The sequence below is a fragment of the Streptomyces lienomycini genome, assembly GCF_027947595.1.
In the GTDB taxonomy this organism is placed as follows: Bacteria; Actinomycetota; Actinomycetes; order Streptomycetales; family Streptomycetaceae; genus Streptomyces; species Streptomyces lienomycini.
The window spans coordinates 6,610,200-6,632,662 of the sequence record NZ_CP116257.1 but is presented as its reverse complement, the minus strand read 5'-3'; the positions used below and the strand labels follow the sequence as shown (position 1 = coordinate 6,632,662).

The 22,463-nt window shown below is 75.0% G+C and carries 14 protein-coding genes and 2 pseudogenes; 7 read left to right on the top strand and 9 right to left on the bottom strand.

Annotation, left to right across the window (positions count from 1 at the left end):
- The first annotated feature begins 5 nt into the window (after positions 1-5).
- From BJ961_RS30255 to BJ961_RS30245, 3 genes are all read left to right on the top strand, one after another.
- A complete protein-coding gene (locus BJ961_RS30255; RefSeq protein ID WP_271417212.1) occupies positions 6-518 on the top strand; it encodes a single-stranded DNA-binding protein in 513 nt (170 codons plus the stop codon).
- Positions 519-780: 262 nt separating this feature from the next.
- Positions 781-2,187: a Cys-Gln thioester bond-forming surface protein gene (locus BJ961_RS30250; RefSeq protein WP_271415955.1), complete on the top strand. Its 1,407-nt coding sequence runs from the start codon at positions 781-783 to the stop codon at positions 2,185-2,187.
- A gap of 57 nt (positions 2,188-2,244) precedes the next feature.
- Positions 2,245-2,454: a PH domain-containing protein gene (locus BJ961_RS30245; RefSeq protein WP_271415954.1), complete on the top strand. Its 210-nt coding sequence runs from the start codon at positions 2,245-2,247 to the stop codon at positions 2,452-2,454.
- Between the two features lie 46 nt (positions 2,455-2,500).
- Here BJ961_RS30245 and BJ961_RS30240 read toward each other — a convergent pair whose 3' ends face one another.
- Positions 2,501-3,016 (bottom strand): HAD domain-containing protein, encoded by a 516-nt coding sequence (locus tag BJ961_RS30240; protein WP_271415953.1) that lies wholly within the window; start codon positions 3,014-3,016, stop codon positions 2,501-2,503.
- 238 nt (positions 3,017-3,254) lie between these two features.
- On the opposite strand from BJ961_RS30240, the gene ettA reads away from it, so the two are divergent.
- Genes ettA through BJ961_RS30225 form a run of 3 tightly spaced genes read left to right on the top strand, consistent with a single transcriptional unit; the run spans position 3,255 to position 6,018 of the window.
- The gene (gene ettA, locus BJ961_RS30235) at positions 3,255-4,919 is read left to right on the top strand and encodes an energy-dependent translational throttle protein EttA (RefSeq protein ID WP_271415952.1); all 1,665 of its coding nucleotides are present in this window, start codon (positions 3,255-3,257) and stop codon (positions 4,917-4,919) included.
- Between the two features lie 2 nt (positions 4,920-4,921).
- Positions 4,922-5,332 carry an acyl-CoA thioesterase gene (locus BJ961_RS30230; protein WP_271415951.1) on the top strand — a complete coding sequence of 137 codons (411 nt, stop codon included), beginning with the start codon at positions 4,922-4,924 and terminating at the stop codon, positions 5,330-5,332.
- Positions 5,329-6,018, top strand: coding sequence for a hypothetical protein (locus BJ961_RS30225; protein ID WP_271415950.1), 690 nt, complete (start codon positions 5,329-5,331; stop codon positions 6,016-6,018). The genes BJ961_RS30230 and BJ961_RS30225 overlap by 4 nt, the downstream gene beginning before the upstream one ends.
- Before the next feature lie 70 nt (positions 6,019-6,088).
- Here BJ961_RS30225 and BJ961_RS30220 read toward each other — a convergent pair whose 3' ends face one another.
- The 4 genes and pseudogenes from BJ961_RS30220 to BJ961_RS30205 form a co-directional block, all read right to left on the bottom strand.
- Positions 6,089-7,054: an ABC transporter ATP-binding protein gene (locus BJ961_RS30220; RefSeq protein WP_271415949.1), complete on the bottom strand. Its 966-nt coding sequence runs from the start codon at positions 7,052-7,054 to the stop codon at positions 6,089-6,091.
- A gap of 31 nt (positions 7,055-7,085) precedes the next feature.
- Positions 7,086-9,818 carry an FtsX-like permease family protein gene (locus tag BJ961_RS30215; protein WP_271415948.1) on the bottom strand — a complete coding sequence of 911 codons (2,733 nt, stop codon included), beginning with the start codon at positions 9,816-9,818 and terminating at the stop codon, positions 7,086-7,088.
- Positions 9,815-13,133, bottom strand: a pseudogene (locus BJ961_RS30210) (FtsX-like permease family protein). The gene BJ961_RS30215 and the pseudogene BJ961_RS30210 overlap by 4 nt, the downstream one beginning before the upstream one ends.
- A 175-nt stretch (positions 13,134-13,308) precedes the next feature.
- Entirely contained in the window at positions 13,309-13,722 is a 414-nt protein-coding gene (locus BJ961_RS30205) for a globin (RefSeq protein ID WP_109032879.1), read from the bottom strand.
- Between the two features lie 86 nt (positions 13,723-13,808).
- Here BJ961_RS30205 and BJ961_RS30200 point away from each other — a divergent pair, with 86 nt between their 5' ends.
- Positions 13,809-14,783 carry a methyltransferase domain-containing protein gene (locus tag BJ961_RS30200; RefSeq protein WP_271415947.1) on the top strand — a complete coding sequence of 325 codons (975 nt, stop codon included), beginning with the start codon at positions 13,809-13,811 and terminating at the stop codon, positions 14,781-14,783.
- A gap of 18 nt (positions 14,784-14,801) precedes the next feature.
- On the opposite strand, the pseudogene BJ961_RS36240 reads toward BJ961_RS30200, so the two are convergent.
- The 4 genes and pseudogenes from BJ961_RS36240 to BJ961_RS30180 form a co-directional block, all read right to left on the bottom strand.
- Positions 14,802-16,819: pseudogene (locus BJ961_RS36240) on the bottom strand (FHA domain-containing protein).
- Positions 16,820-16,868: 49 nt separating this feature from the next.
- Entirely contained in the window at positions 16,869-18,215 is a 1,347-nt protein-coding gene (locus tag BJ961_RS30190; protein ID WP_271415946.1) for a vWA domain-containing protein, read from the bottom strand.
- 136 nt (positions 18,216-18,351) lie between these two features.
- The gene (locus BJ961_RS30185) at positions 18,352-19,701 is read right to left on the bottom strand and encodes a PP2C family serine/threonine-protein phosphatase (RefSeq protein WP_271415945.1); all 1,350 of its coding nucleotides are present in this window, start codon (positions 19,699-19,701) and stop codon (positions 18,352-18,354) included.
- A gap of 3 nt (positions 19,702-19,704) precedes the next feature.
- Positions 19,705-22,443: a serine/threonine-protein kinase gene (locus tag BJ961_RS30180; protein ID WP_271415944.1), complete on the bottom strand. Its 2,739-nt coding sequence runs from the start codon at positions 22,441-22,443 to the stop codon at positions 19,705-19,707.
- Positions 22,444-22,463: the final 20 nt, after the last annotated feature.

Here is a 22,463-nt window from a genome sequence, read left to right as displayed (position 1 = left end):
TCGCGATGAACGAGACGATGATCTGCACCGTGGGCAACGTGGCCACCCAGCCGGTGTTCCGGGACCTGGCGAACGGGCCGTCGGCGCGCTTCCGGCTCGCCGTCACCGCGCGCTACTGGGACCGCGAGAAGAGCGCCTGGACCGACGGCCACACCAACTTCTTCACGGTGTGGGCCAACCGGCAGCTCGCCACCAACGCCTCGGCGTCGCTCGCGGTGGGCGACCCCGTCGTCGTCCAGGGCCGGCTGAAGGTGCGCACCGACGTGCGCGAGGGGCAGAGCAGGACGTCGGCCGACATCGACGCGGTGGCGATCGGCCACGATCTCGCGCGCGGCACGGCGGCGTTCCGGCGCACCGGCAGGGCGGAGACGTCGGCGTCCCCGCCCCAGCCGGAACCCAACTGGGAGACCCCGGCCGGGGAAGCGACGACCGGGGAGTCGGAGGCTGCGGAGTCGGAGGCCGGGGAGTCGCGGGCCCCGGCTCAGGAGCATCGGCCGGAGGTCGTCGCGGTGGCCTGACGTCGCTGATCCGCCGGAACCGGCCGAAGCGCGGCTTATCGCCGCATCCGCCCGGACGAACCCGGGTGGATTTGTCGATAAGCCCTGCTCAATGGCCCTCTCGGCGATAACGATTCCGATTCGGATCACCGTGCGGGCGACGATCACCGGCAAGCCCGGACCCGTACGTCCTTAGGATGCCGAACGAGCCCTGTGGGGCTGCTGATTTCGCTGGTGGGACCGTGCCCCCCACGCCAACGGGTCCTGCTCGAAGGGGAATTTGGTGTTTTCTTCGCTCGCTGAGCCGTCTCTGCCCGGTCGAGGGGCGGCGCGTCTCGCCGCCGCGGCGCTGGCGTCCGCGCTCGCCGTCGCCGGTGTGATGACCGGCGCGGCCCCGGCCGCCGCCCAGGACGGGGCACGCGGTCAGGGCGGGGCGACGGCCACCATAGGCGGCCTGAAGACACACGGCACCGCCGTCATCCACGGGGAGGACGGCGACCAGCAGGTCCCGGCCGGCCTGTTCGAGATGTCCGTCGAGGGCGGCGGCATGCTGCAGACGTACTGCGTCGACATCCAGAACCCGACGCAGAAGGACGCCAAGTACCAGGAGACGCCCTGGAGCGGGACGTCCCTGGGCACCAACAAGGACGCCGGACGCGTCCGCTGGATCCTGGCGAACAGCTACCCGCAGGTCAACGACCTCGCCGCGCTCGCCAAGAAGGCGGGAGTCCGCGGCGGGCTCACCGAGGAGGAGGCGGCGGCCGGCACGCAGGTCGCCATCTGGCGCTACTCGGACGACACGGACGTCGAGGCGGTCGACCCGCAGGCCGAGCGGCTCGCCGACTACCTGGAGAAGAACGCGCGCGGCCTTCTCGAGCCCGCGCCGTCCCTGGCCCTGGACCCGCCCGCCGTCTCGGGCCACCCCGGTGAGCGGATCGGCCCGGTGACGGTCCACACCAACGCCGGTGGCGCGACGGTCACGCCCCCGGTGGACGCCACCACCAACGGCGCCATACGGATCGTCGACAAGAAGGGTGAACCCGTCGCCCGGGTCACCGACGGCGCCCAGATCTTCTTCGACGTGCCCGAGGACGCGGAGGCCGGTACCGCCGAGCTGTCCGTCCAGGCGTCGACGACCGTGCCGGTCGGCCGCGCCTTCGCCTCCGAGAGCCGCAGCCAGACCCAGATCCTGGCCGGCTCCAGCGAGTCGACGGTCGCGGCGACGGCCACCGCCACCTGGGCCGCCGAGGGCGCGATACCCGCCCTGTCCGCGCAGAAGAACTGCGCCGAGGGCACCCTGGACATCACCGCGCTCAACAACGGCGACGAGCCCTTCACCTTCGAACTCCTGGACACCGAGTACACCATCGCGCCGGGCGAGACCCGGACGGTGCCGGTCCCGCTGCCGGAGGACCGGCCCTACGACTTCACCATCCGCGGCCCGGCCGGCTTCGAACAGCGCTTCACCGGCGTCCTCGACTGCCGCACCCAGAGCGCCGCCCTGGCGGACACCACCCACCCCCTCAGCGAACCGGCACCCACCCCGCCCGTCACCGCCCCCACCCACAACCCCGACCTCGCCGAAACCGGCAGCTCCGACGCCACCCCCCTGATCGGCGGCACGGCCATCGGCCTGGTGGTGATCGGCGGCGCGGTGCTGCTGTTCGTCCGCAGGAGGAACGAGTCGTAGCGGGACGACGGGACGACGAGACCCCGGTCAACCGACGGCACGCCCAGGGTTCGCCGTATGGCCGACGACGCCGACGACGCCCCGCTCTGTCCCGAGTGCGGGCAGCTACTGAAGTCGGGCGGTCTCGTGCTGGTCAAGAAGGACGACGACAGCCGGAGGGCTTGCCGATCCCTGTGGCGGTGCGCTGAGCGGCACACCTGGTGGCGGTGGGCGGACCGGCCGGAGGAGCCACTGGAAGTCTGCCCGGTTCCGGAGGCGTTCCGTTGACATCGACGGCGCCGAAGGCGGGCGTGGATCGCACTCTGAGGTGTGCTCAACTCGGCGCGACGGCATCGAGCCATCCGGCGAGCGCGCGGAAGTCGGCGCCACTGAGCCCCTTCGCAGGGTCGACCTGGTACAGCAGTGCAGGCCCAGGGTGGCCGGCCTCGACCCAGAGGCGGTCCATGGCGCTGATCTCGTCGTCGACCCAGATGAAGGGGCGGCCCGCGGCCCACTCGACCATGGGGGGAGTCTTCCAGTGGAGACCCCGCGCGGTTCCTTCCGCACCGGCGTCCGGCCACTCCAGCACCGGCAGCCTCGGCAGGCCGATGCGCGGGGCGACTACTTCGTTCGCCTCCTCCATCCAGGTCGTCGCCCACACGAGCTGGCAACCCAGAGCAATGAGGCGTGCTCCGATCCCGGGGTCGAGCCGGGCCAGCAACGGGTTCCCCCGAGCGACGGGCATCGAGGCGGCGGCATCGGCATCCGGCTGACCGGCCGACGACCCGAAAGGGATCAGGGGGCCGTCCACGTCGAGGAAGAGGAGGGGGCGCTCCGATGTGCTGGTCACGGCCGCACCGTAGCCCGGCGTGGTGGGGGCGCCGCACCAGCGGGCTGGGCGCCCCTGGGCCGCACGAGGGGGCCCGCGGCCGGCCCGCGGCGGCCGACGGTGGCGGGCGGGGTTGCGGGGACCCCCGGAAAGGCCAGGTCAGAGCCCCCGCAGGGAACGCGTTTCCGCCCAGGGCTGGCCGTGCGGCAAGATGGGGTGTATCTGCCCACTGCCTGATCAAGCTGCCGGACGGTTTCTCTTGGCTGAGTACATTTACACCATGCGCAAGGCGCGCAAGGCGCACGGCGACAAGGTGATCCTTGACGACGTCACCCTGAGCTTCCTGCCCGGCGCGAAGATCGGTGTGGTCGGTCCGAACGGTGCCGGTAAGTCGACCGTTCTGAAGATCATGGCGGGGCTCGAGCAGCCCTCGAACGGGGACGCCTTCCTGTCCCCGGGCTACACCGTGGGCATCCTGCTGCAGGAGCCCCCGCTGAACGAGGAGAAGACCGTCCTGGAGAACGTCCAGGAGGGTGTCGCCGAGGTCAAGGGCAAGCTCGACCGGTTCAACGAGATCGCCGAGCAGATGGCGACCGACTACTCGGACGCGCTGCTCGAGGAGATGGGCAAGCTCCAGGAGGAGCTGGACCACGCCAACGCGTGGGACCTCGACGCCCAGCTCGAGCAGGCCATGGACGCGCTGGGCTGCCCGCCCGGCGACTGGGCCGTGGTGAACCTCTCCGGTGGTGAGAAGCGGCGCGTGGCGCTGTGCAAGCTGCTGCTCGAGGCCCCGGACCTGCTGCTCCTCGACGAGCCGACCAACCACCTCGACGCCGAGTCCGTCAACTGGCTGGAGCAGCACCTCGCCAAGTACGAGGGCACCGTCGTGGCCGTGACCCACGACCGGTACTTCCTGGACAACGTCGCGGGCTGGATCTGCGAGGTCGACCGCGGCCGCCTGCACGGCTACGAGGGCAACTACTCCAAGTACCTGGAGACCAAGGCCACCCGCCTCAAGGTCGAGGGCCAGAAGGACGCCAAGCGGCAGAAGCGCCTCAAGGACGAGCTGGACTGGGTGCGCTCCAACGCCAAGGGCCGCCAGGCCAAGTCCAAGGCCCGCCTCGCGCGCTACGAGGAGATGGCGGCCGAGGCCGACAAGATGCGCAAGCTGGACTTCGAGGAGATCCAGATCCCGCCGGGCCCGCGCCTGGGCAACGTCGTCGTCGAGGTGAACAACCTCAGCAAGGCGTTCGGGGACAAGGTCCTCATCGACGACCTCTCCTTCACGCTGCCGCGCAACGGGATCGTCGGGGTCATCGGCCCCAACGGTGCGGGCAAGACCACCCTGTTCAAGATGATCCAGGGCTTCGAGGAGCCGGACTCCGGCACCATCAAGGTCGGCGACACCGTCAAGATCTCCTACGTCGACCAGAGCCGCGAGAACATCGACCCCAAGAAGTCGCTGTGGGCCGTGGTGAGCGACGAGCTGGACTACATCAACGTCGGGCAGGTCGAGATGCCCTCCCGCGCCTACGTCTCCGCCTTCGGGTTCAAGGGGCCGGACCAGCAGAAGGCCGCCGGCGTCCTCTCCGGCGGCGAGCGCAACCGGCTGAACCTGGCGCTCACCCTCAAGCAGGGCGGCAACCTGCTGCTCCTCGACGAGCCGACCAACGACCTCGACGTCGAGACCCTCTCCAGCCTGGAGAACGCGCTGCTCGAGTTCCCCGGGTGCGCCGTGGTCGTCTCCCACGACCGGTGGTTCCTGGACCGGGTCGCCACCCACATCCTCGCCTACGAGGGCGAGTCCAAGTGGTTCTGGTTCGAGGGCAACTTCGAGTCCTACGAGAAGAACAAGGTCGAGCGGCTCGGCGCGGACGCCGCCCGTCCGCACCGCGCCACCTACAAGAAGCTGACCCGGGGCTGATCTTGCGGCACATCTACCGCTGCCCACTGCGCTGGGCGGACATGGACGCGTACGGCCACGTCAACAACGTGGTCTTCCTCCGCTACCTGGAGGAGGCCCGTATCGACTTCCTGTTCCGCCCGGAGAAGGACTTCAAGCAGGGGTCCGTGGTGGCACGCCATGAGATCGACTACAAGCGGCAGCTCGTCCACCGGCACCACCCGGTCGACGTCGAGCTGTGGGTCACGGAGATCAGGGCCGCCTCCTTCACCCTCACCTACGAGGTCAGGGACGGGGACGTCGTCTACGTCCGGGCCTCCACGGTGATCGTGCCGTTCGACTTCGAGGCGCAGCGGCCCCGGCGGCTCACCGCCGAGGAGCGGGAGTTCCTCCAGGAGTACACGGACGCCAAGGAGGGGGCCGTCGCCGCATGACGGTGCTCCATCTCGCCGACGAGGGGGAGGCCGCGGACCTCGCGGCCTTCCTCTCCCGGCTGCTGCACTACGACCGCTCGGCCGCGGTGCGCCTCCAGGCGGCCGGCACCGCCCTCGCCGTGTTCGGACGGCCGCCCTCCTTCGAGGTGCTGGCCGTGCGCGCGGTGCGGCTGGCCAAGCCGTACGAGAACGGGCTCGACGTCACCCTGGACGTGACCGTCTCCGCCGGTGAGCTGCTCGAGGCCGTGGACGAGCGGGCGGTGACCGCCGGGGTCCCGGGCGCCGTCACCGGGCCGCCGTGGGCCGGGGTGCTGCCGCCGCGCGGCGGCTGGCGGGCCGAGCCGGGGCTGCCCGCCCCGGACGCCCTGGGCGCGCTGGTCGCCGCCGCGGTCGCGGAGTTCCGTACCCGCACGGAGGAGTTGGCGCCCGACGCCCGTACGCGGGCCGAACTGGACCGGATCGGCCGGGACATCTGGTCCCGGACGGTCGGGGGCACCGGGCTGCCGGTGCGTGCCGTGCACGCGGCCCAGTCGCTCGGCTTCCTGCGGCCGCCCGGCGCTTCGGGCACCCGCGAGGACGCGGCGAAGCTGTTCTCCTCCGGTGCGTGGCTGCGGCTGCGCACGCCCTTCGGGTCCGTCGCCCTGCGGCGGGCGGGGACCGGAGCCCTGGGCCTCAGCATGCGCTGAGCCCGACCGGCCTGGGCCCGACCGGCCTGGGTCCGTTCGGCCTGGGCCCGACCGGCCTGGGGCCGGCCGGTCAGTCGCGGGTGTGGGTGTCGCTGTCGTCCGGGCGTACGGCGATGTGGTCCGACTCCAGTTCCAGGGCGACGCGGTCGCGCATGCCCAGGGCCGCGGTGTAGTCGGCGGGCAGCTGGAGCCGGCCGGCCCGGTCGAGCATGGCGTACTCGCGGGCCACCACCGTCTCGTGGCCGGTCTCGGCGTCCACCTCGCTGCGCCGCAGCACCTCCGTGGAGGTGCGGCCGTCGCGGATGGCGACGGTGCGGCGGACCTCACCGGCCACCGCCTGGTCGTGGGTGACGATGACGATGGTGGTGCCCAACTGCTCGTTCGCCGTGCGGAAGGCGGCGAAGATCTGTTCCGCGGTGTGGGAGTCCAGTTCGCCCGTCGGCTCGTCGGCGAGCAGCACCGAGGGGCCGCCCGCCAGGGCCACGGCGATGGCGACCCGCTGCTGCTGCCCGCCGGACAACTGCTGCGGGCGCCGGTCGCGGCAGTCGGCGACGTCCATCAGGTCCAGCAGCTCCAGCGCGCGTTCGGCGCGTGCCGCCCGGCGCCCACCGGTCCCGGCCAACTGCATGGGCAGGGCCACGTTCTGGGCGGCCGTCAGATACGGCATGAGGTTGCGGGACGTCTGCTGCCACACGAAGCCAACCACCGTGCGGCGGTAGGCCAGGCGGTCCTTCGCCGTCATCGCCAGCAGGTCGCGCCCCGCGACCCGGGCCGCTCCGGCGGTCGGGGTGTCCAGGCCGGCCAGGATGTTCATCAGCGTCGACTTGCCGCTGCCCGAGGCGCCGACCAGAGCCATCAGCTCGCCCTCGCGGACCAGCAGGTCGAGCCCCTGGAGGGCCTGCACCTCCACGCCGTCCGCGCTGAAGATCCGGACCAGGCGGTCGCAGGTGATCAGGGCGTCGTGGCCGTAGGCGGGCCGGTCCCGGGACGCGGTGGCGCGGTCGGCCAGTTCGGCGAGGGTGGGGTCGGTCGTCATCGGGATCTCCTCCGTGTCTCCGGTCGGGCCTTCACCGCGCGTCGCCCGCCCGGAGCTCCGCGACCGCCCCGCGCCGGCCCGACCACCACGCCTGGAGCGCCGCCACCCCCACCGCCAGCACCAGCACCGCCACCGCCGGAACGGCCAGCGACCACGGGTCGGCGCGCAGTTCGGCACGCCCCACCGGGGACGCCGTCGTCGACAGCGCGATGGTCGTCAGGTCGACGCCGGGGGCGAGGAGCCGTACGGCCGCCCAGCCGGTCAGGATGCCGCCCAGCGCGGCGGGCAGCGCCTGCGGGAGGGACTCCAGGACGAGCAGACGGCGGCCCTGGGCGCGGGTGAGGCCCATGGTGCGCAGCCGGGCGAGGAGCGCGGCGCGTTCCGCGGCGGTGCCCGCCAGCGACAGCAGCAGGGCCAGGGCGGCGTAACCGGCGCCGGCGGCCACGGCGGCCGTGTAGATCCGCTCGGCGCCGGTCTGCAGCGGCGAGTCCACGTACGTGCCGCGTTCCTCGGCCCGCAGGTGGACGGTGCCGGCGTCGTCCACCGCCCGGCGCAGCGCGCCCCCGTCCAGGTCGTCGCCGCTCAGCAGCAGCACGTTGGGCGGCGCGGCCCCGGCGGACAGCCCGGCCCGGTCCACGACGAGGAAGTCGTCGCCGTACACGGCCGGGGTGTCCTCGCGGACCAGCACGATCCGCAGCGTGGCGACGCTGCCGTCGGCCAGGCGCATCCCGAACGGCTCGTCGCCGAACCGTTCGGCGACCGCGGGGGAGGCCAGCGCCGGCAGTACGGCGTCCTCGGAGCCGCCCTCGGCGCCGTCCGGCCGGGTCAGCCGCCCACCGGGGAACGCGCCGAGACCCGTCCGCGCGGCCAGCGCCGCGTAGGCGTCCGGGTCCACGCCCGCGACCGGCAGCGACTGGCGGCCGTTCGGTGTCCCGGCCTGGTAGTCGATGCCGACCTCGGTGACCTCCCGCGCCCCGGACGCCCCGCGGAGCCGGTCGGACAGGCCGGAGGGCAGCGCGTCGTCCGCCTCCACCCGGGCGTCGGCGCCGACGGCGAGCAGCGCGGCACGGTCGCGGGCGTCGGCCACGCCGCTGAGGACCGACCCGCCGAACGCCGCCACGGTGAACGCGGTCAGCAGCGCGAGCAGGGGCAGTACGGCGGAGGCGGAGGTACGGCCGGCCCGGGCCAGCGCGAGATGCCCGACGGCGCCCCGCAGCCGCCGGGCCGGACGGGCCAGCGCGCGCAGCGGCAGCGGGTACAGGCGCACCAGCACCAGCGCGGCGATCACCCCCACCAGGACCGGGGCCAGCGCCACCAGGTCGCCGGCGCCCTCCGTCGCCCCGCGCCGGCGCAGCGTCTCCACGGCGCCCAGCGCGAGGACCACGACCGTCAGCTCGGCGACCGTACGGCGCCGGGAGGCCCGCGCCGACGCCACGTCCCGCCGTCCGCCGTGGACGCGTACGGTGCGGTGCGCGGCGGCCGCGCGCAGCGGCAGCGCGAGGCAGGCGACGGCGGTGACCGCGGCGGCGGCCCAGAGCGCGGGCCACAGCCGGGCGCCGGGCAGCGCGAGCAGGGCCGCGCCGAACCCGAGCGCGCCCGCGGGCACGGCCACCACCGCCGTCTCGGCCAGCAGCCGTCCCGTCAGACCCCGTACGGAGGCGCCGCGGGCCCGCAGCAGGGCCAGTTCGGTGCGGCGCCGGCCGGCGGCCAGGCCGCCCGCCATCAGCAGGACCACCGCGGCGACGGTGCCCGCCCCGGACGCGGCGACGACGACCAGCGGGCCGATGTCGCCGCGCAGTCGCCCGTACGCGGTGAAGACGTCGTCGAGACCGGTCGTGACCTCCGCCATGGGGTCGATCGCCGTGCGCAGCCGCTCCAGGCCGGGCCCGGACTCCAGGGAGGCCACGGCGGAACCGAGTCCGTCGAGGTCGCGGCTGCGCACCGAGCCGGTGTCGGTCGCCAGGTGCCAGTAGCGGCCCACCTGGGCGGTGCCGAGCAGTGCGGGGCCCGCCTCGGGCGCGAGCAGCAGGCCGCCGACCCAGTAGGTGGGGCTCGGGGCGCCGGGCGGGGCGGGCGTGCGCCGCAAGGAGGGGGTGCGCAGCACGGAGTCGACGGACCAGTAGGCGCTGTCGGGCCGCTCGGGCGTGACGATGCCGGTGACGTGGACGGTCAGGGCGCGCTGGGCCGGCAGGTGGAGGACCGAACCCACCTCGATGTGCAGCGCGCGGGCCGTCTCCTCGGTCACCGCGGCCTCCACGTCGGCGGTCGTGAAGTCCGTCCGCCCGCCCGCGACCCGGGGCAGCCGGCCGGACGTCGGCCGGGCATGGTCGGCGAGCCCCTCCTGGGCCGCGAGGACCATCTCCGCGGGCAGCCCGTCGGGCCGCGGCAGCCACTTCTCCGGCGCGGGCAGGCTGTCGGTGACGCGGACGCCGTACGACGACTGCCTCTCGTCGACGACGAGGGGGCGTTCGACGCTGCCGAGGACGGACCGGTAGGCGTCGGCGAGGCTCTCGGGTCGGACGCTGTCCTCGGCCTCGGCGACGCTCCCCCCGAGGACGGGGTCGGCGTCCACCCGCACGCTGCGTTCGCCGGTCGACGCCCGCTCGACGGCCCGGCGCAGACCGGCGTCCGTGTACCGGTCCAGTGCCCGGGGGAACGCGGCGGCCAGACACGCGGTCAGCGCCACCAGTACCGCCAGCGCGACGGCGGCGCTGGGTGCGGCGCGCAGCCGGGTGCGTACCCAGGGGGCGGTCACGCGGTTCACCGTCCGGCACCTCCGTGCTCCTTGAGGGTCACCGTCGTGTCCGTGCGGCGCAGCGCCAGCGCCGCCGTGACCAGCAGCGGAACGATGGCCATACCGGCCACCAGCAGGGCGGTCCGGTCGACCGGCAGCACCACGTGGACGTCCGGGACGGGCCGGGCGGCCTGCGGGGTCAGGACGGTCAGCGGGATCACCGCCCGGGTCAGGACCGCCCCCAGGGCGGCGCCGGTCAGCAGCGCCAGGCAGGTCAGCACGCCCTGCTCGACGGCGACCGTGCGGGCCAGCCGGCGGCGCGAGGCGCCCAGCGCGCGCAGGACGGAGAACTCGGCGCCGCGCTCGCGCAGCGACCCCGCCGCGCTCACCGTGAAGCCGACCGCCGCCAGCGCCGCCGCCACCAGCGTCGCCGCCGCGAACGCCGCCCCGGGACCAGCGCCGAACGGGTCGTCACGCAGCCGCTCGGCGACCTCGTCGCGGACCAGGACCTGGGCGGGCGCGGTGTCCGGGAACGCCCGCAGACCCGCCGCGGCCTCGTCGGTCCTCCCCGGCCCGGGCCGCAGCCACCACTCGGTGGGCGCCAGGGCGGTGCCGTACTCGCTCTGCAACATCCCGTTCACCGCCCGCAGGTCCACCAGCAGCGCCCCGCCGGACCGCGCGGGGGCGCTCTCGGGCGCGGTGCCCGGCAGTTCGCGCACGGCGCGCACGATCCGCACCGGCACGTCGTGGGCGCCGATCGCCACCGTGACGCGCTGCCCGGCGCGGGCGCCCACGGAGTCCAGGAACCGGTCGGTGGCGACGGCGGTCACCTCGGCCGGCGCGGGCCGCGCGACCCGCAGCCGCACGGTCAGCGTGGTGATCTGCGGGTTGAGCGAGACGCCCGTGCGGTACTGGACGGCGAGCGGCCGCGAGCCCAGCACACGCGGAGCGGACGGGGCACCGTCCGCCTCCGGCGCGGTCGACGCGGGCGACAGTTCCGTCGCGGCGGCCCAGGCGTCGGGCAGCGGCACCCGCCGCGCGGTCCCGTCGGCGGACGTCGCCGTCACCTGCCGTACGGTCAGGCGCTGTTCCTCGCTGCGGCCCGTGGGCTGGATCACCGTGAACTCGACGCCGGTCAGGGTGAACGGGCCGCCGGAGACGTCCGCGCCGAGGGTGTGCTCCCGGCCGTCGGCGGCCAGTGAACCGGCCCGCAGCCGGTAGGGCGTGCCCCAGCGGTCCTCGACGGTGACCGTCACGTCCGCCGACCGGTAGTCGGCGGAGGCGGAGGCCGAGGTGGCGTCGCGGTTCGCGGAGTCGCGGTCCGCGGAGCCCGGGTCGGTGTCCGGGACGGTGAGGGTGGCCGTCAGCGCGAGCCCGACCGTGCCGGCCGGGATCTGCGTGCCCTTCGACGCCTGCTCGGGCGCCATGCCGGCCAGCAGCTCCCGCGGGGACGCGTCGGCCAGGTCCGGCCGCATCAGCATCATGCCCGCCGCCCGCGAGGTGTCCAGCGCGAGCACCGTCGCCGTCCGGTCCCCGGACAACGACACCTCGGACCGGGCCGCGGGTGCGACCTCCCGCACGCCCTCGACGCCCGCGATCCGGTCGGTACGGCCCGCCTCCACCGTGCCGGACGCCTGCACCCGGATCGGCGCTCCCGTACGGAAGTCGGCCTGGTCGTCCTGCGAACGGGACCAGGACGCGCCCTGCCCGACCGCCATCGTGCCGAGCGCCACCGCGAGCACCAGCAGCAGCACGGGGCCCGCCCCGCGCATCGGACGCCGGCTCAGCTGCCAGCCCGCCAGCGCCGCGCCAGCCCGCGTCCGCTCGCCGCCCGGCGCTCCGCGAGCCGCGCCACCAGCGGCAGCAACCGCAGCGCCAGGACCGTACCGGCCAGCAGGGCCAGCGTGGGTGTCGCCACGAACAGCGGATCGATCCCCAGGGTGCCCGCGTCCCGGGCCCCGCCCGTCGCGTCGGCGGAGGTCTGCCGGTCCAGCTGCCAGTAGGCGATGCCCGCGACCACCAGCAGGCCCACGTCCGCACCGGCGCGCAACCAGCCGGGCAGTGCCCGGGTCCGGCCGCGGGCCTCGGACGCCGGGGCCAGCGCGGGCAGTGCCACGGCCAGCGTGCAGCCGAGGGCCGCCAGTGCCGTCACCAGCCACACCGTGCCGCTGCCGCCGGCCGACGGCTCCCAGCCGAGCCCGATCCGGGCAGGCGCCCCCGCCCGGCCAGCAGCCGGATCAGCGGCCCCGCGAGGAGCGGCGCGCAGACCACCGCGGGCACCGCCAGCAGCAGCGCCTCCAGCGCGGACCCCGCCGCCAGCCGGGCCCGGGAGGCACCGCGCGCCCGCAGCAGCCGCAGCTCGCCCGCGCGCTCCACGCTCAGCAGCCGTGCCACCAGCAGCAGCGCGCCGCCCGCGAGCAGGGCGAGTTGCAGCGCGATGACCAGAAGGGTGGAGCGGGAGACCACCAGCGAGCGGTCGAGGCGGTCCAGGATCGCCGGCAGCTCGGTCGTCGCCGCCGTGGAACCGCTGAGGACCCGCTGCTCGCGCAGCCAGGCCAGGCCGTCCCGCGCCGCCTCGGCCAGGGCGTCCGTCCGCCCGGTCGTCAGCGACGCGTAGTCCGCCGTCACCAGCCACCCGGACGACCCCGCGCTGACCCGGCCCCCGGACAGCGCGCCGGGCGGGGCGAGCAGCGGCCCGTACGTCGTGAAGCCGCCCTCCTCGAGGCCGCGCCCGTCCAGGTCGTCGAGGCGCCAGTACGGTGCCCCGGCGTCGGCCGGCCGGTACAGGCCGCTCACCACGACGCGGACGGCCGGGCCGTCGAGCCGGTCGGTGAGCGTGAGGCGGTCGCCCGGCCGGACGCCGACGCGCTCGGCGGCGGCCACCGGCACCGCCACCTCCACCGTCCCGCCCGCCGAGCCGTCGCCCCCGGTCGGCAAGCGTCCCTCGTCGACGCGGACCTGCGAGGGGTCGAGCGCCGCGAAGTACGTCAGATCGGGGTCGTCGGACCGCTCGGTCGCGGAACGCAGCGAGCCGGGCAGCGCGTACGGGCCCGACCGCATCAGGGTCCGCACCGTGCGCGGCAGCCCGTCGAAGGTCTTCGCGGCGCCCTCGCGCACGGTGGCGTCGGCGGCCGACCGCTGTTCGGCCGGCACGTCCGCCTTCACGATCAGCGCGGCGTCCGCCCCGGTGCGCGAGTCGGCGAGGGCGTGGCGCAGGGCCGCGTCGCCGACGGCGCCCGAGTAGGCGGTCAGCGTGGCCAGGACCGTCGTGGTCAGCAGGACGGTGAGCAGGGCCGCGGCCAGCAGCAGGCGGTGCGCCCGCGCACGCAGCAGCACGAACCCCATGAGCCCCCCGTACCCCGCCACCCGGCCCCCCGCCGCTGTTGTCCAGACCTCTCCGGGATGTTGTCAGAGGAGGAGGTACGGAAGTAACCGCCCGGGGCTCGGGCTTGACCGGATTGTGACCGGAATCCGGCGTCGGCTGACCGGAATCCGTGCGTCGGCGGGGGTTATGTCCGGGTCAGCCAGGCGTGTTGATCATCGAGGCCGCCGCGTACGTGAGGTACTTCCACAGCGTCTGCTCGTGCTCCTCGGACAGCCCCAGCTCGTCGAGCGCGACCCGCATGTGCTTCAGCCAGGCGTCGTGCGCGGCCCGGTCGACGACGAAGGGGGCGTGCCGCATCCGCAGCCGCGGGTGGCCCCGGTTGTCGCTGTACGTCGTCGGGCCGCCCCAGTACTGCATGAGGAACAGCGCGAACCGGTCCTCGGCCGGGCCCAGGTCCTCCTCCGGGTACATCGGCCGCAGGATCGGATCCTCGGCGACCCCCTCGTAGAAGCGGTGGACGAGCCGGCGGAAGGTCTCCTCCCCGCCGACCTGCTCGTAGAAGGTCTGCTCCTGAAGCGTGCCGCGCCGAATCTCGTTCACGCCGTCCATGGTCTCAGACACGGGGGCATAGGACTCAAGACCTAGGACCGCCCCGGAAGCCTGCCCGTCCGCCGCCCGGACCGTACTGTGGAGACATGGGCGGGCACCAGGACCTGGACGGCCTCGCCGCCTCCGCTCGGGCGGAGCTGGTGCGGGAGATCGAGCTGAGCGGCGCCTGGACGGCCGACCCGGTGTGGCGGGAGGCGTTCCGGGCGGTCCCGCGCCACCTCTTCGTGCCGTACTACTACGTCGGCGTCCGGGGCGGCTACGAACGCCGCTGGGGCGAGGACCCCGACCGGGGCGCCCGCGAGCGCTGGGTGCGCGGCGCGTACGCCGACGCCCCGCTGGCGACCAGGATCCGCGACGGCGAACTGCTCTCCTCCAGCAGCCAGCCCTCGCTGATGGCGATGATGCTGGTGGAGCTGGACGTGCGGGAGGGCGACCGGGTCCTGGAGATCGGCGCCGGCACCGGCTACAACGCCGCCCTGCTCGCCCACCGGCTCGGCGACGACGCCCTGGTCACCACCGTCGACCTGGACCCCGAGATCACCGAGTCGGCGCGGAGGCACCTGGACACCGCCGGGTACCACCCGGCCGTCGTCACCGGCGACGGCGCCCGCGGCGTGCCCGAGCGCGCCCCCTACGACCGGATCCTCGCCACCTGCGCGCTGCCCTCGGTGCCGCGCGCCTGGCTGACGCAGTGCCGCCCCGGCGGGCGGATCCTCACCCCGCTCGCCACCGGCCTCGCCGTCCTCACCGTCCGCGACGCCACGCACGCCGAGGGGCGCTTCCTGCCCACGCCCGCCTACTTCGTGCCGCTGCGCGGCGCGGACGGCCCGGAGCCCGAGACCCCGGGCCTGGGCGGGGTGCCGCGCCGGGCCCGGCAGGACGACCTGTTCCGTTTCCTGCTCGCGCTGAGCCGGGGCGGCCTCGATCCGCAGGAGGCGTACGCGCTGTGGGAGCGCGAGGAGGCCCCGCGCCGCGAGCGCTACGGCATCACCGTCAGCGGCGAACGGGCCTGGGCGTGGCTGGACGACCCCGAGGGCCCGTACGCCTGGCCGCTCGCCTGACGGAGACCGCCTCCCGCGCTATCCGCGGCGGATCGTGATCGTCGTCCAGGCGCCCACGTGCACCCGGTCGCCGTCCTGGAGCGGCACCGGCACGAAGGGCTGGATCGGCTCCTCGCCGCCGTTGACGGTCGTGCCGTTCGTCGAGTTCTGGTCGACGACCGCCCAGCCGCCGTCCGGCTGCTGCACCAGCATCGCGTGCTGGTGCGAGACGCCGGGATCCTCCGGCGGGACGGCCAGATCGATGTCCGGGGTGTCACCGGTGGAGTGCCGGCGCCGGCCGATGGTGATCTGGTTGCCGGTGAGCGTGCGCTGCTGCTCGGGCGAGTACGCGGGCAGGTTCAGGCCCGCGGCCTCGGGACCGGAGCGGTGCATCATCGCCATGAAGTACTCGCGGTCCGGACCGATCGTCGCCGACCAGGTCGCGGGCTGCGCCGACTGGTGCGGGAAGCCCTGGCCGGGCGGGGCCTGGGTGGCGCCGGGCTGCGGGTAGCCGTAACCGCCGCCGCCCTGGGCCTGGCCCGGGCGGTTCGGGCCGCCGGGGCCGCCCTGTCCACCCGGTCCGGTGGACGACGGCGGGGAGATCATCCAGTCGTCGTCACCGCCGCCGAAGGCCGGGCCGCCCTGCTGCGGGCGGTTGGTCTCCTGCGGGAAGGCGGGCGGGGCCGACGGACCGGCCTGGTACCCCTGCGGAGCGCCACCGGGCGCACCGGGCGGGGGCGGAACGGGCCCGGGCGGAGGCGGAACCGGACGCGACGGATCGCCGCCGAACGCGGGCGGGGCCGGGGGCCGGACGGACCGCCCGGACCACCCGGGCCCTGGGGTCCGCCTGGGCCACCGGGGCCGCCCGGACCACCCGGGCCCTGGGGTCCACCCGGGCCACCGAAGCCGCCGGGACCGCCAGGGGCGGCGGGGTTGCCGGGTCCGCTGGGGCCACCGGGGCCACCGAAGCCGCCGGGGCCGCCAGGGCCGTTGGGCCCGTCCTGGCCACCGAAGCCGCCGGGGCGGCCGGGCCCACCAGGCCCGTCAGGGCCCCCGAAACCACTGGGTCCCTCGGGGCCGCCGGGTCGGCCGGGTCCGTTGGGACCACCAGGACCGCCGAAGCCACCGGGTCCGTTGGGACCCCCAGCACTACCGGGACCCCCGGGACCGCCGAATCCACCGGGGCCGCCAGGGCTGTCGGGTCCGTCCTGGCCGCCGAAGCCGCCGGGACCGCCCGGGCCACCGCGTCCGTCAGGCCCCCCGGGGCCGCCCGGGCCGCCGGGTCGGCCGGGTCCGTTGGGACCACCAGGATTGCCGAAACCACCGGGTCCGTTGGGGCCCCCGGGACCGCCGAATCCACCGGGGCCGCCAGGGCTGTCGGGTCCGTCCTGGCCGCCGAAGCCGCCGGGACCGCCCGGGCCGCGGGAGCCGCCGGGACCCTCGGGGCCGCCCGGGCCGCCGGGGCCGCCAGGTCCGCCGAAACCGCCAGGTCCGCCGGGTCCGTCAGGACCTCCGGGGCTACCGAAGCCACCGGGGCCGTTGGGCCCGCCGGGACCGTCCTGGCCGCCGAAGCCGCCGCCCGGTCCGCCCCGGCCCGACGGGTCGCCGCCGAAGGGCGGGCCCGGGGGGATCGGTTCGGCGGGGCGGTTCATCTGGGACGGGCGCGAGCCCTGGTAGTCGTACGAGTCGCCGCCGCCGTACGACGGACCGCCCGGCGGCTGCTGGAAGTGCGGTGCCGGACCCCCGGACGCCGGTGGGCGCGGGGCGGCCGGGGTGTACGAGGTGGCCGTGTTGGTCAGGAAGTTCCACCGGCACTCCTCGCAGAACGGCGCACCGCCCTCACGCGGCGTGCGGCACTGCGGGCACAACTGCGGCTCGGCGCCCGGACCACCGGGACCGCCGCCGGGGCCACCCGGGCCGGCGGGCGGCGGGAAACCGTAGCCGCCGCCGGGGGGCGGGGGCGGCGGAGGGGGCGGCACGGCACCGGCCATGCGGTGACCACAGACCTCGCACCAGTCGTCGGAACCCGACTGGTGTCCGTTCGGGCAGGTCGGCATGTCGGGGCTTCCCTCTCTTGCGGGCGTGTCGCGCGGTTGGCGTGCTGCGTCACTTCTTCACACGAACGGTCTTCGTCGACCGGGTCTCGAGAGTCATCTCGTCGGCCTCCTCGACCTTCGCTTTCAGTCGCACAGTACCTGCCGCCGCGTCCACCACGTCCACCACCTTGGCGAGCAGTTTCGCGGTATCGGCGTTTCCGGAGACTCCGGCGAGCTGAACCGCACGACCCAGTTTGGCCGTTGCTCCGTCGATGTCCCCCGCTTTGCGAAGATCCATACCCTGTTGGATGACTTGTGCCAGTTCGGCCTGCCCGGTGTAGTGGGCCACTTGCGGGTTGATGGACGTGGACGCGGTCATGTCGTCGGTCCACACGGCCCGTACGAGACCCTGCGCGCCGAGGTTGCGGACGCCGTCCCCGGGTTCCGGCACGACCAGGGAGACGCGGGCGGCCAGCATCTCCTGGCCGAGGCCGGCCGCCGGTACCTCCACGCACACGTGGTAGTCGCGGGACTCGTCGCCCCAGGAACCGAGGGGGTAGTCACCGGCCCGCGGCCCCGCCTCCGTGCGGCGGCCGGTCAACTCCTCGACCGTCGGGGCGACCTGCTTGACGAACCTCACCGTCGTGCCGACCGGGGTCCACAGGCGCAGCGCGACGTCCGCGACCTCCTTGCCCATGGCCTCCTCCATCATCCGCGTGAAGTCGTCGGCCAGGCCCGCCGGATCGGCGACGATGTCCGCGGTGCCGAGCAGGGCGGAGGCGATCCCTGTGACTTCTTTCACTTCCCAGTCGGTGCCCACGCCGCGGGCGTCGCAGGTGAAACGCCCGGCGCAGGCGTCGAGTGCGGCCCCGAGGTCCTCGGGCGACTCGTGCTCGTTGCGGCCGTCGGTGAGCAGGATGCCGTGCCGGATGGCGACGTCCGCGGTGGCCAGCAGCCGGTCGGCCAGCCGCAGCCAGGTGCCGATGGCGGTGCCGCCACCCGCGCTCAGCCGGCGCAGTGCCTGCTTGGCCTGCTCGCGGGTGGCGGGGTCGGCGATCGCCAGCCCGCCGCCGCCCGGGTAGACCTCCTTGGCCACATGGGTGCCCGCCACGACCGTGAAGTGCACGCCGTCGCGCAGGGTGTCGATCGCCGCGGCCGTGGCGTCGCGGGCGTTGCGCATCTTGGTCGGCGGGTAGTCCATCGAGCCCGAGCAGTCGACCAGCAGCGCGACGGCCGCGGACGGACCCCGGCCGGGCGCGTACAGGTGGGGCGCGGCGACCGCGCTCCCGATCGTGCCGCCGCCGGTCGCGGTGACCGTGACGACGGCGTTGACCTCACGGCCGCCCTCGGGCAGGTACTCGTTCTGGTAGACGTCCACCGCGAACTGCGGCACGTTCGACTTCGAGAAATTGGCCATGCCGGATCGCATCCCCCTCTACGTCCCCACAGCGGTGGGGTGTCGGCTGTGCTGGCGCGCACCGCCCCCTGCGGTCCGCGAGGCCGCCCCTCGCCCGTACCCGTGTTCGTGCCGTGCCCGTACCCGTGCGGGGCCCTCAGGCCGATCCTGCCCCCTGCGGAGGGGCCGGGAACGGCAGGAGGGCCACTGTTACGTTGTCGTGGCCCCCGCCGTCCAGGGCGTGGCCGACCAGAACACGGGCACCGTGCAACGGCCGTTCGGCGGCGTCCAGGGGGACGGCCTCGGCCATCTCGTGGGCGGACTCGGCGTAGTTCCACAGGCCGTCCGTGCAGACCACGACCACGCCGGGGCGGTCCGGCTTGAACGACGCGGTGTGCGGCTCCAGTTCGTAGGCGTCGGCGCCGAGCCACCCGGTGATGGCGTGGGCGCGCTCGTCGGCGTAGGCCTCGGCCTCGTTCATCAGGCCCGCTGCGACCATCTGCGCGGCCCACGAGTCGTCCTCGGTGAGCCGGGCGGGCGGGGTGGCGCGGTCGGACGGCACCCAGTAGACGCGGCTGTCGCCGACCCAGCCGACGACCAGCAGCCCGGCGGTGACCACCGCGCCGACCAGGGTGCAGGCGGGCGCGTTCTGGTGCGGGGCCTGCTCGCGGACGGTCGCGGGTTCGTCGGCCAGCGCGTTGACCGCGTGCGAGGCGGCGAGGATGGCGTCGTGCATGGCCTGCTGGGGGTGCGTGCCGCGCGGCAGGGCACCGAGCAGCGACTGGCCGGCCGCCCGGGACGCGGCGAGGGACGCGTCGTCGGGGCGCGTCGCGGAGGACACACCGTCGCAGACGATCGCCACGCTCGCGGGCACGCCGTCGGGCAGCGCCGTGCAGGCGACGGAGAACGCGTCCTCGTTGCGGTGGTGGCGCAGACCCCGGTCGCTGACGGCGGCCACCGGCCCCGACTCCTGCTCCATGTGGTCGCGTTCGCGGGGCTGGGCGTGCCCGCAGTTCTCGCAGTAGCCGTCGTCGTCGACGCGGCCCGCGCGGCAGGCCACGCACACCTTCTCGACCGCGGCCGTCGCGTCCTGCTCGGCGGCCGGTCGCGGGTCGGGCGCCTGCAACGGGTACTCCTCGGGTTCGCCGGGCCGGTCGAACCGCACACCGGGAGCGGGCTCCCCGGATGCGGCGGGCTCCCCGGGCGCGGCAGCGGGGGGCGGCGGCAGCGGGGAGCCGCCCGAGTCGGTGCCCGGCAGTTCGGCCGCCGCGTGTACCGGGGCGGGATGGCCGCGGCCGTCCGAGTCCCGGGCCGCGGGCCAGTCCGCGCCGTCCGGCGGGGGCGCCGGCGCCACGCCGTTCAAGGCGATGGTCGGGCTGTCCTCGGGCCGCGCGGGCACGACGGACAGGTCGTATCCGCACGCACCGCAGTACCGGTCTCCCGGCTCGAGGGGCTCCTCGCAGCTCGGGCACCTCGACACAGCGGCCTGCTGGGGCTTTTGCGACATCAACTACACCCACGTCCGGGGGCGGTAACGATTGGCACGTTCCACCAGGTCGATCCTCTCCTCGCCGTCCCGCGCCAGCCGGGCCAGCGTGCGGTACGAACGCTCCAGGCCGAAGCGCAGGCCGCGTTCGTCCAGGTCCCTGCCGAGCAGCGTCCGTCCTCCGGCGGCGGGAGGGACGGAACCCCGGCCTCCGGAGAGTACCCAGTCCAGCGCGCAACCGAGGACCTCGGCCGACAGTCGCTCACGCCGTGCCGGATCCAGACCGTACACGTCCAGCGCCTCGACCTGCCCCGCGGCGGCGACCAGATCGTCCAGGAACGCCAGATCGCCCGCGGCCGCGCTGCGCCGCCGCAACCGCGCCCGCACCGCCGCCACGCGCGCGGCCGTGCAGTGCACCGACGACTCCGGCACCGACTCCAGCGTCCGAACGGCACCGGCCCGGTCCCCGCCCGCCAGCTGGACCCTGGCCAGCCCGAACGCGGCGCTCACATGGCTCGGGTCCGACGACCACACCAGCCCGTAGTACTCGGCGGCGTTGTCGAGCTGCCCCAGGACCTCCGCGCACAGGCCGAGCGCCAGCTTGGCCGCGATCTCGCCCGGGAAGGCGTCGTAGATCGCGTCGAAGGCCAGCGCGGCGTCCTCGTGGGAGCCGGTCACCAGCGCCGCCAGCCCGCGGTACCAGACCACCCGCCAGTCGTCGGGCCGTTCCTCCTCCAGCGTCGCCAGGGCCCCCAGAGCGCCGGACGCGTCGCCGTTCTCCAGCCGGGCCCTGATCTGCCGCAGCCGCGTCTCGGCCGACGGCGCGGGCGCGGCGGCCAGCGCGGTCAGCAGCTCGCCCGGCGCGGACGCCACGAGACCCGCCAGGAAGCCCGCGTTGGGGTCGCCTGCGTCCACCCGGGGGACCGGCAGCGCCAGCGCGGCGGTCGGCGCGTCGGCGGACTTGACCAGGCCCGAGGTCCCGGCGCCGAGAGCACCGACCGTGCTCACCGCCCCGGGCAGCGAGACGCTCGCACCCCCGACCGCTCCGCCGGGAGTCCCCGCCGCACCGGCGCCTCCGTCCGGCCCGCCGCCCGCGACGGTCCCGCCCGGCGCCCCCACGGCCGGCCCCGCCCCACCCGGCGGGCCCGCGCCCGCGGGCAGCGCGCCCGCGCCCCGACCCGTGCCGCGCCCCGCGCCGCCTCCGCCCCTCCGGGCCGCTCTGGCGCCCAGCGGGGACACCTCGCCGTCGAGGCGCGGGAACAACTCCGTGTCCGTCACCCGGACCTCGGGCCCGAACAGCGTGGAGACGGCGGGCCGGGCGCGGCCCGTCTGGAGCGAGACCACCTCGCGCAGCACACCCGTCAGCTGCTCCGCCATCTCCTGCGCGGAGCCGAACCTGCGGGCCGGATCGGGGTCGGTGGCCCGCACCAGCAGCCGGTAGTACGACTCGTACCGCCGGAAGACGTCGATGTGGTCGGGATCGGGCAGCGAGTCCGCGTAGACGGTGGTGTAGCCCTGGAAGTCGAACGACAGCACGGCGAGGGTGCGCCCGACGGTGTACAGGTCGGACGCCACCGACGGGCCGACGTCGGCGACCTCCGGGGCCTGGTAGCCCACCGTGCCGTAGATGGCCGACTCGTCGTCGTCCATGCGGCGGACCGCGCCCATGTCGATGAGCTTGAGCTGGTCCTCGGTCTGGATGGCGTTGTCGACCTTGAAGTCGCAGTACAGCAGCTTGCGGCTGTGCAGATGGGCGAGCGCCTCCAGCGCCTCGATGCCGTAGGCGCAGGCCTGTTCGACCGGCAGCGGGTCGCGCCGTCCCTCCGGGGAACGCCGGGCGTTGGCGATCTCCTTGAGCGACTTGCCGCCGACGTACTCCATCACTATGTAGCCGTCGAGGGAGCCGGTGCGCTGGTCGAGGTGCTCGACGAAGTTGTAGATCCGCACGATGTTGGCGTGCTCGATCTCGGCGAGGAACCGCCGCTCGGAGATCGCCGCCGCCATCGCGTCCTGGTCGCCCGTGTCCAGCAGACCCTTGAGGACCACCCAGCGGTCGGAGACCGCCCTGTCGACGGCGAGGTAGATCCAGCCGAGCCCGCCGTGCGCGAGACAGCCCACCACCTCGTACTGGCCGTGCACGACGTCCCCGGCCTTCAGCTTGGGCACGAACGAGTACGGGTGGCCGCACTTGGTGCAGAAACCCTCCGTGCGGCCCGGCCGCTCCCCGCGCGCCCGCCCGACCGGCGCCGAGCAGTCCGAGCGCGAGCAGAACCGCTTGCGCTCCGGCACCTCGGGGCGGTCCATGACCATCTCGTGCGGGTCCGGCCGCGGCACCGCCGGCACCTCGACGAGACCGACGCCGAGACGCCCGCGCCCCGTGGAACCGGCACCCGAACCGGAGCTGCGCACCGACACCGAACGCCCCGTGGCGCGGCCCGACACGGCCCGGGAGAGCCGGCCCGACACCGAGCGCCGGGACCTCGACGAACGCGACGAACGCGACGACTGCGAGGACGCACGCGAGCCGCGGGCACTGGAACGGGAACCGCCGCCGCCCGAACCGCCGCCGCCCGAACCGCCGCGTGAACCGCGGGAGCCCCGGCCGCCGCTCCCGGTGACGCCGGTCGGCGTCGAGCCCAGCGCGCCGCCGGCCGCGACGACCGGCGCGAGACCGCAGGTGTCGCAGTACAGTTCGCCGCCGCCCATGTCCTCGTAGGCCCCGCCGCAGCCGGGACGCTGACACGTCCGTCCTGCCTCACTCATGACGCTGCCTCCCCCTCCTC